The organism is Micromonospora sp. NPDC049900, assembly GCF_044461025.1.
In the GTDB taxonomy this organism is placed as follows: Bacteria; Actinomycetota; Actinomycetes; order Mycobacteriales; family Micromonosporaceae; genus Micromonospora.
Genome location: NZ_JBITKM010000005.1, coordinates 311,532 through 323,740, shown reverse-complemented (window position 1 = coordinate 323,740; position 12,209 = coordinate 311,532). Strand labels below are relative to the sequence as shown.

General features: G+C 73.5%; 11 protein-coding genes. 7 read left to right on the top strand and 4 right to left on the bottom strand.

The genetic code is table 11. The features are described from left to right. Positions 1-31: 31 nt before the first annotated feature. Entirely contained in the window at positions 32-262 is a 231-nt protein-coding gene (locus ACIBMZ_RS15335; RefSeq protein ID WP_396694056.1) for a hypothetical protein, read from the bottom strand. 416 nt (positions 263-678) lie between these two features. On the opposite strand from ACIBMZ_RS15335, the gene ACIBMZ_RS15330 reads away from it, so the two are divergent. The 6 genes from ACIBMZ_RS15330 (at position 679) to ACIBMZ_RS15305 (ending at position 8,337) form a co-directional block, all read left to right on the top strand. Beyond that, positions 679-1,695 (top strand): hypothetical protein, encoded by a 1,017-nt coding sequence (locus ACIBMZ_RS15330; protein ID WP_396694054.1) that lies wholly within the window; start codon positions 679-681, stop codon positions 1,693-1,695. A 119-nt stretch (positions 1,696-1,814) separates the two neighbouring features. Next, positions 1,815-2,192 carry an MmcQ/YjbR family DNA-binding protein gene (locus ACIBMZ_RS15325; protein ID WP_396694052.1) on the top strand — a complete coding sequence of 126 codons (378 nt, stop codon included), beginning with the start codon at positions 1,815-1,817 and terminating at the stop codon, positions 2,190-2,192. Positions 2,193-2,306: 114 nt separating this feature from the next. Further along, positions 2,307-2,705: a tetratricopeptide repeat protein gene (locus tag ACIBMZ_RS15320; protein WP_396694050.1), complete on the top strand. Its 399-nt coding sequence runs from the start codon at positions 2,307-2,309 to the stop codon at positions 2,703-2,705. Then, positions 2,702-5,386: a CHAT domain-containing protein gene (locus ACIBMZ_RS15315; protein WP_396694048.1), complete on the top strand. Its 2,685-nt coding sequence runs from the start codon at positions 2,702-2,704 to the stop codon at positions 5,384-5,386. Before ACIBMZ_RS15320 ends, ACIBMZ_RS15315 begins: the two co-directional genes overlap by 4 nt. Before the next feature lie 13 nt (positions 5,387-5,399). Further along, positions 5,400-5,798 carry a hypothetical protein gene (locus ACIBMZ_RS15310; RefSeq protein WP_396694046.1) on the top strand — a complete coding sequence of 133 codons (399 nt, stop codon included), beginning with the start codon at positions 5,400-5,402 and terminating at the stop codon, positions 5,796-5,798. Positions 5,799-5,874: 76 nt separating this feature from the next. Then, complete coding sequence (locus ACIBMZ_RS15305; protein WP_396694044.1) at positions 5,875-8,337, top strand: alkaline phosphatase family protein; 2,463 nt, start codon at positions 5,875-5,877, stop codon at positions 8,335-8,337. Here ACIBMZ_RS15305 and ACIBMZ_RS15300 read toward each other — a convergent pair. Beyond that, positions 8,270-8,851, bottom strand: coding sequence for a DedA family protein (locus ACIBMZ_RS15300; protein WP_396694042.1), 582 nt, complete (start codon positions 8,849-8,851; stop codon positions 8,270-8,272). The genes ACIBMZ_RS15305 and ACIBMZ_RS15300 overlap by 68 nt on opposite strands. Then, positions 8,848-9,609 carry an MBL fold metallo-hydrolase gene (locus ACIBMZ_RS15295; protein ID WP_396694041.1) on the bottom strand — a complete coding sequence of 254 codons (762 nt, stop codon included), beginning with the start codon at positions 9,607-9,609 and terminating at the stop codon, positions 8,848-8,850. The genes ACIBMZ_RS15300 and ACIBMZ_RS15295 overlap by 4 nt, the downstream gene beginning before the upstream one ends. Positions 9,610-9,931: 322 nt before the next feature. On the opposite strand from ACIBMZ_RS15295, the gene ACIBMZ_RS15290 reads away from it, so the two are divergent. Further along, the gene (locus ACIBMZ_RS15290; RefSeq protein WP_396694039.1) at positions 9,932-11,773 is read left to right on the top strand and encodes a family 43 glycosylhydrolase; all 1,842 of its coding nucleotides are present in this window, start codon (positions 9,932-9,934) and stop codon (positions 11,771-11,773) included. 49 nt (positions 11,774-11,822) lie between these two features. Here the strand turns inward: ACIBMZ_RS15290 and ACIBMZ_RS15285 are convergent, their stop codons facing one another. Beyond that, positions 11,823-12,188, bottom strand: a complete 366-nt coding sequence (locus tag ACIBMZ_RS15285) for an MmcQ/YjbR family DNA-binding protein (protein WP_396694037.1) — start codon at positions 12,186-12,188, stop codon at positions 11,823-11,825. Positions 12,189-12,209: the final 21 nt, after the last annotated feature.

Here is a 12,209-nt window from a genome sequence, read left to right as displayed (position 1 = left end):
CGGGGCGTCGCGGTGGACGTCGCGACGTACGTCAGAGTTCACCAGCGGCACGTCGCCGGTCGGCCTCGGCGTCGGCGGCGCCGACCGGGGTCGGGTCGGTGTCCCGCTGCGCTCCGGTCAGGTCGATGTCGGCGCCGGCCCGGGCGGCGTCGGCCGCCGCGTCGTCCGCGCCGACCAACTCGCCCGCCTCCGGGGCGCCGTCGTCGCGTACGAGATCTCCGGCCGCGGCGAACGCGATCGGCGTGTATCGGGGCTCGGTCATGTCGTCCTCCTCGTCGCCGGTGTCCTGGTCTGGATACCCGCCACCGGCGCGGCGCACACCGGCACGGGGTGTCCACCCCGGACCGGTCGGGGGTCTCCGCGAGAGCCGCCCCGTTCCTGAACGCACGATCAGGCGTGCGGGGGAGTTCGTCGATGTCCGGGATCGTTGCCGATTCGTTGCCTCCGCTTGTCGTATGGCAAAGATCACGCTGAGTGCCTAGGATGGCCCGTTTTCCCATGGAGCAAGGTCGAAGATCGGCGCTCCGCAGCACAGTGGATACCCAGAGTGAGGGTTCTCGGGAGGTCGCGTGTCCACGTCACGGGACCGTGGCACAGGTGTGCCACCAGGATTTGCGCTGCTCACTACCCTGATCCTGATCATCGGTAGTGAGCCTCTCGACTTGACAAGGGTTTCAGATGAGCGACAGCCACTCTCCGTACGGAGGGCAGCCGGACCCGAACGCCGCCCCGTGGGGTAACCCGCCCGGTTCCCCGGTCGGTCCGCCGCCGATGCCGCCCGGCAGTCCGGTGGGCTACCCGATGCCCCCGGGTTCCCCCACCAGCGGGCCCGGTGCCCCGGGGTACCCCACGAGCGGACCTGGTGCGCCGGGGTACCCCACGAGCGGGCCCGGTGCCCCGGGGTACCCGTCGTCGCCGTACGGCGCACCCACGCCCCCTCCTCCGCCGCCCTACGCCGTCCAGCCGCAGAAGTCCGGTGGTAACCGGGGCGTCTGGCTCGGCCTGGGCATCGGCGCCGCCGTCATGGCCGTGCTGGTCGCCTGCGGCAGCACCATCGGGTACTTCGTGCTCGGCGACGACGACGAGCCCACGCAGATCGCCGCCAGCAGCAGCCCCTCGCCCGACGGCGACAACGGCGGCGAAGGCTCGGAGCCCTCGCCGACGCCGGCCGAGCCGGACAACGACGGCGGCAACGGCAACAACAACGCCGTCACGGCCCGCAACTCCAGTGACTTCAACGCGGTGTGCGACGGCAACCCGGTGCTCAACGCGGCGCCGTACACCTCCGCGAAGGGCGCCAAGGTCTACACCTTCGCCAACAACCCGGACCGCCCCGGTTCCTGGCTGAGCAAGTCGGTCGGCTTCAACAAGCCGTACTACGCCCGGACCTCCGACTGGTCGACCGTCTCGGTCGTCGGCTGCCTGACCTTCGTCCAGGGCAGCGAGGGCGAGCCGCGCAAGTGCCAGTACAAGGACCGCGACGACAAGCAGATCACGGTCGACTACATCTCCTCGCGCTACACGCTGACCTTCCACAACGCCCAGACCGGCGAGAAGATCGGCGACGGCGGCCGGATCAACGCCCCGGCCGGGCGCTGCCCGAGCTTCATCTCCTACAACCGGGAGACCCTGAAGTCGTACGCGCAGCCGGACAACGGCGCCATCGAGCTGGCTCTGGACAAGTTCACCTCCTGAGCGCAGACGTCTGATCGGCGGGGGCGGGACCGGAAGGTCCCGCCCCCGCCGTCGTCGCGGTGTCCGACCCGGGTACTAGCCTGTCGTCGTGACGCGACGGGCGGGCGGAAGGGGTCCTGATGGCTGACGCGGACGACGTCCGTCGGCTGGCGCTCGCGCTGCCCGAGGCGGTCGAGATCGACAGCGACGGCTTCGACTTCCGGGTGGCCGACCGGGGGTTCGTCTGGTCCTATCCCGAGCGCCTGCCGGGCCGGCCACGGGTGATCCGCACCGACGTGGCCGTGCTCTACGTCGGAGACGAGGCCGAGAAGCAGGCCCTGCTGCTCGGTGAGCCCGACCTGTTCTTTACCACCCCCGGCTACGACGGGCTGCCCCTGGTCATGCTGCGTCTGGCGGCGGTGCAGGTGGACCGGCTCGCCGAGCTGGTCACCGACGCCTGGCGGATGCGCGCGCCGGAGTCGCTCGCCGCCGACCTCGACGAGGCCGCCGTCCGCTGACCCCGCCGCCCGGCGTCGGCGCGGGCGGGCGGTGTCGGGTTTCCTCCTCGGGGACTGCGTTGCGCGAGGGCCCGGTGACAGACTGGACGACAGTCGATGTCTCGGGGGTGCGCGATGTTCGGTCGTTGGCGCAGGCGCAGTGCACCACCGTCGGGCGCGCAACGACCGTCGGGCGGGACACGGCCGGCCGGGGCCGGCGGACCGGGCTTCACCGTCACCGCGCTGCCCAGCGAGACGGCGGCCCGGCAGGCGGCCGAGGGCGGGTCGCCGGAGGACATGAACCGTCTCGGCATCACCCTCAAGCTCGGCGGCCGGGCGGACGAGGCCGCCGAGTGGTTCCGCAGGGCGGCCGAGGCCGGCAACACCGACGGGATGGCCAACCTGGCCCTCTACCTGATGGGGCAGGGCCGCAACCGGGAGGCCGCCGAGTGGTTCCGCCGCATCGGCGACCCGCTCGGCGAGGCGTTCGCCCGCCGGTTGTCGGCGGAGCCCGACACCCCGCCGGACCGGTGACCGGCATCCCCGACGCCTGGGGAACACCGCAGTACCACCTGCTGGTCGGTGTGTGCGGACAGGCCGAGGCGCACCACGACACGTACGAACGCACCGGGTCGCTGCGGGAGCTGGAGCTCGCCCTCGCCGTCTTCACCGAGGTGTTGACGGTCGCCCGGAACGTCGACATCCGCAGCACCGCCGCCAACGGTCTCGGTACAGCCCGCTGGTCCCGCTACGAGCGCTTCGGCGACCTGGCCGACCTCGACGCGGCGATCGGGCTGTTCCGCGACGCGTTGGCGATGTACCCGAACGAGCGCACCCCCGCCACGCCGTCCTTCCACGCCAACCTCGGCGGCGTGCTGCGGCTGCGCTGGCGGCGTACCGGTGTCGAGGCGGACCTGGTCGAGTCGGTGGCCCAGGCCCGTGCGGCGCTGGCCGAGACCGTCCCCGCCCACCCGCGCCGCGCGGGCCGGTTGACCAACCTCGCCGACGGGCTGCTCACCCTGTCGCTGCGGTACGACGACTCGTCCGCCCTCACCGAGGCGGTCGAGTTGTCCCGCGAGGCGGTGGCGGTGGCCGGGCCCGGTGACGACCTCGCCGGGATGCTCTCCAACCTCGCCGAGATGCTGCGACTGCGGTACCGCTCGACGAACGGTCGGGAGCGGGCCCTGCTGGACGAGGCGGTCGAGCGGGGCCGTGAGGCGGTGGCGGCGGCCGGTGACCGACACCCGCTGCGGGCGCGCTTCGAGTCGAATCTCGCGCTCGTCCTGGTCGAGCGGTACGCCGCCGGGCGGCATCCGGCCGACCTGGCCGAGGCGGGCTGGCTCGCCGAGCACGCGGTGCGGGCGACCCCCGAGGGGCACCCCAACCGGGCGGAACGGATGCTCGTGCTGACCAACATCCGGCGGGCGGAGGTGACCCGGCTCGCGGCCGAGGTGCCCCGTCCCCGGGAGGCCCGCCGGGTGGCCCGGGCCGCCCGGGACGCGGCGGCGGCCGTGCCCGACGGGCACTACCTGCGGGCCGATGCCCTGCTCGGCGAGGCCGCCGCGTTGACCGTGTGGGCGGTCAGCGGCGAACCCAAGGCGTACCGGGAGGCGATCGCGATCCTGCGCCGGGTCGCGTGGGACCCGATCGCACCGGTCCGGGTACGCGTCGAGGCCGCCCGACGGTGGGCCAACGCCGTGCTCGCCAGTAGCCGGGGACGGGACCTCGCCGAGGCCCGACAGGCGTACGATCTCGCGGTCGGACTGCTGCCCCGGACCGCGCCGAGGCGCGTCACGCACACCGACCGGGAGCGGCACCTGGCCGCCTTCGTCGGTCTGGCCCGGGACGCCGCCGCCTGCGCCCTCGCCGCCGGTGACCCGCTCGACGCGCTGCGGCTGCTCGAACACGGCCGGGGGGTGCTGCTCGGACACGCCCTGGACACCCGGACCGAGCTGACCGAGTTGCGGCGGCGGCGAGCCGACCTGGCGGATCGCTTCGAGGCGTTGCGGAGCGCCTTCGACCGGCCGGAGGGGGTCGGCTTCAGTTCCCGGCCGGACGACGTGACGATGCCCGGCGAGGACCGGCACGCGCTGGCCCGGGACTGGGACGCGCTGCTGGACGAGATCCGTCGCGTCGACGGTCTCGCCGGGTTCCTACGCCCGCCTCCGGTCGACGACCTGCTCGCCGAGATCGCCCGGCGCGGGCCCGTCGTGGTGCTCAACATCAGCGGGTTGCGGTGTGACGCCCTGGTGCTCACCGGGGGCCGGGTCCAGGTGGTGCCGCTGCGGCTGGGTCTCGATGAGGTGGTCGATCGGGCCCGGCGGCTGCGCGCGGCCGTCACCCGCACCAACCGGCCGAGCCTGCCCGCCCGACTCCGCGAGGAGGCCCGGGCCACGGTCGCCGAGACGCTGGTCTGGCTCTGGGACACCGTCGCCGCTCCGGTGTTCGACGTGCTCGCCCCGCCGCCCGGCTCCCGGATGTGGTGGGTGCCGACCGGGCCGCTGAGCAGTCTCCCGCTGCACGCCGCCGGGCCGGCGGACGGGCCGGGCGTGCTGGACCGGGTGATCTCCTCGTACGCGCCGACGGTGCGCAGCCTGGTCACCGCCTGGCGGTCCCGCCCGCCGACCCGGACGGCCGTGCCGCTGGTGGTCGCCCTGCCGCAGACACCCGGACGGGGTGATCTGCCGAACGTGCCGGCCGAGGTGCGGATGCTGACCACCCGGTATCCGGCCGGTCGGGTGCTCCTCGGTGATCGCGCGGTCCGGCGGTCGGTGCTCGACGCGCTGCCCCGGCACCCGTGGCTGCACTTCGCCGGCCACGCCGTCACCGCGGCCGACGGGAGCGCCGACGGTCACCTCGTCCTGCACGACCACGCCGCCGCCCCGCTGACCGTGGCCGACATCGCGCGGCTGCGGCTGGCGCACGCCGAGGTCGCCTACCTGTCGGCGTGCGACACCGGGGTCTCCCACGAGGACCTGGACGACGAGGCCCTGCACGTGGCCGGTGCCTGCCACATCGCCGGCTTCCGGCACGTGGTCGGCACGGCGTGGGCGATCGACGACGCGGTCGCCCCCGGCGTCGCCGCCGACTTCTACGCCCGGCTGGTCGGCGTCGACGACGCCGCGTCGGCCCTGCACCAGGCGGTGTCCGCGCTGCGCGCCGCGCGACCGGACCGGCCCACGCTCTGGGCGCCCTTCCTGCACGTCGGTCCGTGACACGATGGTCGATGTGACCGAACCGCGTGACGACGTCAGCCGTGGTGTACCCGAGCTTCTCATCGGTGCGCTGGCCGGGTCCGCACTGCTGCCGTTCGTCCAGGCGCTGGCGACCAAGGCGGGGGAGGACGTCTACCAGATGATCCGGGACAGGCTGTCCCGCCGGGCCCGCCGCGACGTGCGGGACGAGATCCGGGCCGAGGGCACCGTCACGCTCACCGCCGCCGCCGCGCGGGTGGTGCTGCGGCTGCCGGAACGGGTGACGCCCGAGATGGCGCTGCGGTTGGAGAACCTGCACCTGCCGCCGTACCGATCCGGCTGGTTGCTGCTGTCCTGGGACGCCACCCAGCGCCGCTGGGTCAGCACCGGCCTGTCCGGGCCGCCGGAGACCGCCACCAGTCTCGACCCCTGACCGTCCCGCCCGCCACCGGCCGGGAAGCCGGGTCCGGCTTTTCGATCTTGTTGGTGCCGTGTGACATGGTGGCGACATGGAACCGCAGGTGGATGCCGAGCGCCGCGCTCTGCCCGAACCCGTCCGGGTCGCCCTGCGGGTGCTGCGCGACTACCGGCCGACCTTCGCCCGGGTCCGCGCCCTGGTGCGCAGCATGGCGGCCTCGTTCCTGGTGCTCAGCGTGACGTTCTGGCTGCTGCCCGGCGTCACCATCAGCGGCCTGGTCGGGCTGCTCTGGCTGGTCGCCCTGGTCACCGGCGTCGGTGCGGTGCTGCGCCCGGTGCTGCTGGCCCTGGCCACCGCGCTCGGCGGTCTCGGTGCGCTGACCATCGGTGTGGGCGTCCAGGCCGTGGTCATGTACGTGGCGTTGCAACTGGCCCCGGAGGCGCACGTCGCCGGGTTCGCCGTCGCGTTCGCCGCCGCCTGGCTCGCCGTGGCCCTGGCCGCCGCGGTCAACTGGCTCGCCGACGCCGGCACCGACGACACCTTCGTCAGCGAGATGCTGCGGCTGATGAGCCGGGTCCGGCGGTCCACCGACCGGGACGGCCGCCGCTGGTGGCGCTGGCGCCGCCGCGCGCCGGCCCGGCGGGACGCGGTCGGTGACGCCCCGCCCGAGGGCCTGCTCGTCGTCCAGCTCGACGGGGTGGCCGCACCGGTGGTGCAGTGGGCGGTGCGCGCCGGCAACCTGCCCACCATGGGCCGGTGGCTGCGGTCGCGCAGTCACCGGATGACCCGCTGGCACACCGGACTGCCCGCCACCACGCCCGCCGCCCAGGCCGGCCTGCTGCACGGGGAGTTCGGTCGGGTGCCGGCCTACCGCTGGTACGAGAAGGCACCGCCCGGCCCGGACGGGACCACCCCGGCCGGGCGGCTCGTGGTGACCAGCCGTCCCCGGGACGCGGCCGAGGTCGAGCGGCGACTGTCCACCGGTCGGGGACTGCTGCGCGACGGCGGGGTGAGCATCAGCACCGCCTTCTCCGGTGACGCCCCCACCACCCTGCTGACGGTCAGTCGCGCCGGGCTGCCTGGCCGCTCCACGGCCGGCTACGCGGCGTTCATGACCAGCCCGTACGGCTTCGCCCGGACGGTGGTGCTCGGTGCCGGGCAGGTGCTGCGGGAACTGCACGCCGCGCGGCGGCGACGGGTGCGCGGTGTACTGCCCCGGGCTGACCGGGGCGGCTCGTACCTGGCGTTGCGTCCGCTGGCCAGCCTGCTCAACGACCTCAACGTGTCGCTCATCGCCGAGCAGATGGCCCGGGGCGCCCCGGTCATCTTCTGCGACTTCGTCGACTACGACGAGGTGGCCCACCACGCCGGCCCGGCCCGGCCGGAGGCGATGGCCGCGCTGGAGTCGCTCGACCACACGCTCGGCATCCTGCAACGGCTGGCCGCCGAGGCGACCCGGCGCTACCACATCGTCGTGCTCAGCGACCACGGCCAGAGTCAGGGCGCCACGTTCCGCCAGCGGTACGGCGAGTCCCTGACCCAGGTGGTGTCCCGGCTGGTGGCACCGGGTGCGGCCGAACCCGTTCCGGTGCCGCGACGCCGCCCACGCGGGCCGGGCCGGGACACGACTCTCGCCGGTGGCGAGCACGAGACCACCCGCAACGCCGAGGAGCGGGCCCGGGTGGACACCCTGCTCAGCGAGGTCTCCGGCCGCAGCGGGGTGACCGCCACCGCGACCCGGATGGCGGTCCGGGCCCGCCCGGCGACGGCACGCGGCCCGCACCCGCCGCCGCATCGGGCGCACGAGCGGGCTGCCGCGTCGACGCGTACCGAACCGGAGACCGTGGTGGTGGCCTCCGGCAACCTGGCGATGGTCTATCTGACCCGGCATCCGGGGCGGCTCACCCGCGAACGGATCGACGAGGTGACGCCGGGGCTGGTGGCGGGTCTGGCCGCGCATCCCGGCGTCGGGATGGTGGTCGTCGACTCGGCCGCCGGACCGCTCGCGGTGGGCCGGTCCGGGACCCATCGCCTGTCCGACGGGCACGTCGAGGGTGACGACCCGCTGACGCCGTACGGGCCGAGGGCCCGGCACGACCTGCTGCGGCACCAGGACATGGACCACGTCGGTGACCTGGTGTTGATCAGTGCGGTGGACCCCGGCCTGGAGGAGGTGACCGCCTTCGAGGAACTCGTCGGCAGCCACGGCGGGCTGGGCGGCTGGCAGAACGACGCGCTGCTGGTGCATCCGGCCGACTGGCCGCAGGAGGGCGAGTTGGTCGGCCCGGACGCGGTGCACCGTCAGTTGCTCGACTGGCTGTCCCGGCTCGGGCTGCGCAGCCCCGACGGCCCCGACGACCCGGCGGACGGGGCCGACGCGGTGACCCGTTCCGAGGCGGGGGAGGGTGCCGGCAGAACGGCCGGGCCCGAGCCGTCGGATGCGGTGGCGCGGCCCGCTCCGGGGGAGGCGGGGCGGCGGATACCGGTCATGGCGTCGCCGGTGGATGGAGCGGCTCGGGCCGGCGTCGCCCCAGCAGGCTCAACCCCTGAGTGATCAGCAGGACCAGCACGATCGCGGCGAGCACGCTCTGCCACGGTTCGGGGAAGATGGCCCGGCCGAGGACGCCGATCATGGCGTAGAGGACCGACCAGAGCAGGGTGGCGGGCAGGTTGGCCACGGCGAACCGTCGCCAGGTCATGCCGGCCATCGCCGCGGCCAGCAGCACCGGCAGCCGGCCGCCGGGCACCAGCCGGGAGACCAGGAGCATCGGCACGCCGCCCTCGCGGACCCGCGCCGACATCCGGTCCAGTCGCTGCGGCCCGCGCAGCCAGCGCAGCCGCCGGGCGATGCGTTCGCCGCCCCAGCCGAGCACCGCGAAGACCACCAGATCACCGAGGTACGCGCCGAGCGCCCCGGCGAGCACGACCAGGAGCACGGTCACCGGATCCTGGTGGGCGGCGAGCGCGGCGGCCCCGCTGACCGCCGCACCGGTGGGCACCACCGGGACGACCGCGCCGAACAGCACCACCAGCGTGAGCCACGCCAGCGTGCCGAGGATCTCGGTCATGAGCCGGGCACGGTGAGGGACTCACCCGGCTCGAGGACGCGTACCCGGGTGTCGGGGGCGATCCGTCGCGCGTGCCGGGCGAAGTCGTCGCCGGGCGCGAAGAAGCGGTCCGGCCGGACCCGGTCGCATCCGATCGGCCAGAAGGTGCCGTAGTGGATCGGCACCGCCCACGCCGCCGCGACCCGCCGGGCCGCCTCGGCCGCGCCCTCCGGGTCGAGGTGACCCGGGCCGAGCGTGGGTCCCCAGCCGCCGACCGGGATCAGCGCCAGGTCGAGCGGACCGAGCGAGTCCATCTCGGTGAAGAGTCCGGTGTCCCCGGCGAACCAGGTGCGGGCTCGCCCTTCGACGAGGTACCCGATGGCCGGGGCCCGGTGCCGTGACCAGGGGCCGCGTCCGGCGGGGTGGGCGGCGGGCACGGCCGTGACGGTCACCTCGCCGACGGTGGTCGCCTCGCCGGGCGTCAACTCGGTGTACCGGTCGGCGGTGGTGCCCAGCGCCCGCCGCACCAGCGGCGCGGCCCCGGCCGGCAGCACCAGGCGGGTGGCCGGGGGCAACCGACGCAGCGACGCGAGGTCCAGGTGGTCGGCGTGCAGGTGCGACACGAGTACGGCGTCCGGCGCGTCCGGTAGCCGGGGCGTGGTGCCGCGCCGCCGCCGCAGGTGGGCGAGCCGGTCGCGGAGCAGCGGGTCGGTGAGCAGCCTGGTGCCGGAGTCCTCGATCCACACGGTGCTGTGACCGTGCCAGGTCAGCTCGACCACACCGTCACCCGCACCGACGTCGACACGCCTGCCACCGTAACGGGTGTCGGCGGGCGGCCATGATCAGGGGCCGCGCCGGGCCCATCTCCGACCCGGCAAGGGATAGATGGTCATCCTTGTTTGTGTGATCGCTCACATGTTAGCGTTGCCATCGGTGGTGGAGGTGAACACGGCTTCCGCAGCTCTCCGGTGAGCGGCCGAGGCGTTGATGTTTTCGCTAACACCGCCTCGGTCACGGTCGACCGGCACTGCTCGCCCCCGCTGTTCCCGTCCCCGTACGGCTGGTCCGGCGAGCGCGCCACCACCCTTACAGGAGTCCGTTGTGAGCTTCGTGTCCGCGCTGCCGCGCAGCGCCAGAGCCAGACGTGGCATCGCCTGGCTGATGGTTCCGATGATGTTGGTGACCTTCTTCGCCGCTCCGGCGAAGGCGGACAATCCGCTCGTGCAGCACGTCTACACGGCCGACCCGGCGCCGCTGGTGCACAACGGCCGGGTGTACCTCTACACCGGACGCGACGAGGACGGCTCGACCTACTTCACCATGCGGGAGTGGCGGGTCTTCTCCTCGGCGGACATGGTGAACTGGACCGACCACGGCGTCCCGATGAACCTGGGCACTTTCGCCTGGGCCGACGCGAACGCCTGGGCCGGGCACGTGGTCGCCCGCAACGGCCAGTTCTACTGGTACGTGCCGGTGCGGCAGCGCTCGAACGGGCAGATGGTGATCGGTGTCGGCGTCTCCAGCTCGCCGACCGGGCCGTTCCGCGACGCGCTGGGTCGGCCGCTGGTCGGCAACAACGAGATCGACCCGCACGCCTTCATCGACGACAACGGCCAGGCGTACCTGTACTGGGGCAACCCGAACCTGTGGTACGTCCGGCTGAACGCCGACATGATCTCGTTCTCCGGCAGCCCGACGCAGATCCCGCTGACCACGGCGGGCTTCGGCACCCGGACCGGCAACGCGAGCCGACCCACCCTCTACGAGGAGGGGCCGTGGGTCTACAAGCGCAACGGCGTCTACTACAACGTCTTCGCCGCCGAGTGCTGCTCGGAGTTCATCGGCTACTCCACCGCGCCCGGCCCGACCGGCCCGTGGACCTATCGGGGCACGGTCATGCCGAGGCAGGGCAGCAGCTTCACCAACCACCCCGGCATCATCGACTTCGCCGGGAACTCGTACTTCTTCTACCACAACGGCGCGCTGCCGGGCGGTGGCGGCTACACCCGGTCGGTGGCGGTGGAGCGTTTCAGCTACAACGCCGACGGGTCGATCCCGACGATGAACATGACCACCGCCGGGCCACCCCAGGTGGGCACGCTCAACCCGTACGTGACGCAGGAGGCCGAGACCATCGACTGGGCCAACGGCATCGAGACCGAGGCGTCCAGCGGGGGCGGCATGAACGTCGGGTTCATCGAGAACGGCGACTGGATCCGGGTCAAGGGTGTCGCGTTCGGCACCGGTGCGTCGTCCTTCACCGCCCGGGTGGCCTCGGGCACCAGCGGCGGGAACATCGAGCTGCGGCTGGACAGCACCACCGGCCCACTGGTCGGCACCTGTGCCGTGCCGGGCACCGGCGGCTGGCAGAACTGGGCGAACACCACCTGCAACGTCAGCGGCGCCACCGGCACCCGCGACCTGTACCTGCGCTTCACCGGCGGCAGCGGCTACCTGTTCAACATCGACAACTGGCGGTTCACCGGCGGCACCGGCACCGGCGGCAACCTGGTCACCAACGGCGACATGGAGAGCGGTACGACCGGCTGGACGGTCTTCGGCGCCGGCACGCTGGCGTCGAACACCAGCGTGGTCCGGGGCGGCACGCGCTCGCTGCTGCACTCCGGGCGTACCGCGTCGTGGAACGGCCCCAGCCAGGACGTGACGTCGAAGCTGACCAACGGCCGCACGTACACCACGACGCTCTGGGTACGGTCGCAGAGCGGCACCCCGTCGGTGCGGCCGACGCTGGCGGTGACCGCCAACGGCACCACGAGCTACGTACAGCTCACCCCGGCGGCCACGGTCAACGCGAACGGCTGGACCCAGCTCACCGGCACCGCCACGGTCTCGTGGAGCGGCAGCCTGACCGGCGCCCGCCTCTACGTCGAGACGGCGGCCGGCACCGACGGCCTCTACCTGGACGACGTGTCGTTCCAGTGAACCGCCGTACCGTGGGCCCGGTCGTCGGCCGGGCCCACGGTCGTGCCGGTCAGCGGGCGTCGAGTTGGGCGAGCAGGGTCTTGGGTGCCACCACCCGATACCCGTCCTCGATGACCTCGGCGAGTTCCGTCTCGTCCACACCGGTGTCCAGGCGGACACCCACCCACCCCCGATGCCCCACATAGGGCGGACGGAAGTAGGTCTGCGGGGCGGACGCGATCAGCTCCTCGGCCGAGCCCGGTGGCGCGGCGCACCACAGGTGCGGGAAGTCGTTCTGGTGGTGGCCGTCCGGCCACACCTGGGCGAAGGACTTCCGGCCCCGGATGAACCAGGCCGGCGTCCCGTGGCTGGGGCGTTCGGTGACCTCGGGCAGGTCCAGGCACACCCGCCGGATGGTCGCCACCAAGTCGGTCATCGGCACACCGTACGGCACCCG

What these genes read in the sequence shown, in the direction of transcription:
- ACIBMZ_RS15335 (WP_396694056.1), bottom strand. Translation starts at nt 262, where the DNA reads ATGACCGAGCCCCGATACACGCCGATCGCGTTCGCCGCGGCCGGAGAT.
- ACIBMZ_RS15330 (WP_396694054.1), top strand. Translation starts at nt 679, where the DNA reads ATGAGCGACAGCCACTCTCCGTACGGAGGGCAGCCGGACCCGAACGCC.
- ACIBMZ_RS15325 (WP_396694052.1), top strand. Translation starts at nt 1,815, where the DNA reads ATGGCTGACGCGGACGACGTCCGTCGGCTGGCGCTCGCGCTGCCCGAG.
- ACIBMZ_RS15320 (WP_396694050.1), top strand. Translation starts at nt 2,307, where the DNA reads ATGTTCGGTCGTTGGCGCAGGCGCAGTGCACCACCGTCGGGCGCGCAA.
- ACIBMZ_RS15305 (WP_396694044.1), top strand. Translation starts at nt 5,875, where the DNA reads ATGGAACCGCAGGTGGATGCCGAGCGCCGCGCTCTGCCCGAACCCGTC.
- ACIBMZ_RS15300 (WP_396694042.1), bottom strand. Translation starts at nt 8,851, where the DNA reads ATGACCGAGATCCTCGGCACGCTGGCGTGGCTCACGCTGGTGGTGCTG.
- ACIBMZ_RS15285 (WP_396694037.1), bottom strand. Translation starts at nt 12,188, where the DNA reads ATGACCGACTTGGTGGCGACCATCCGGCGGGTGTGCCTGGACCTGCCC.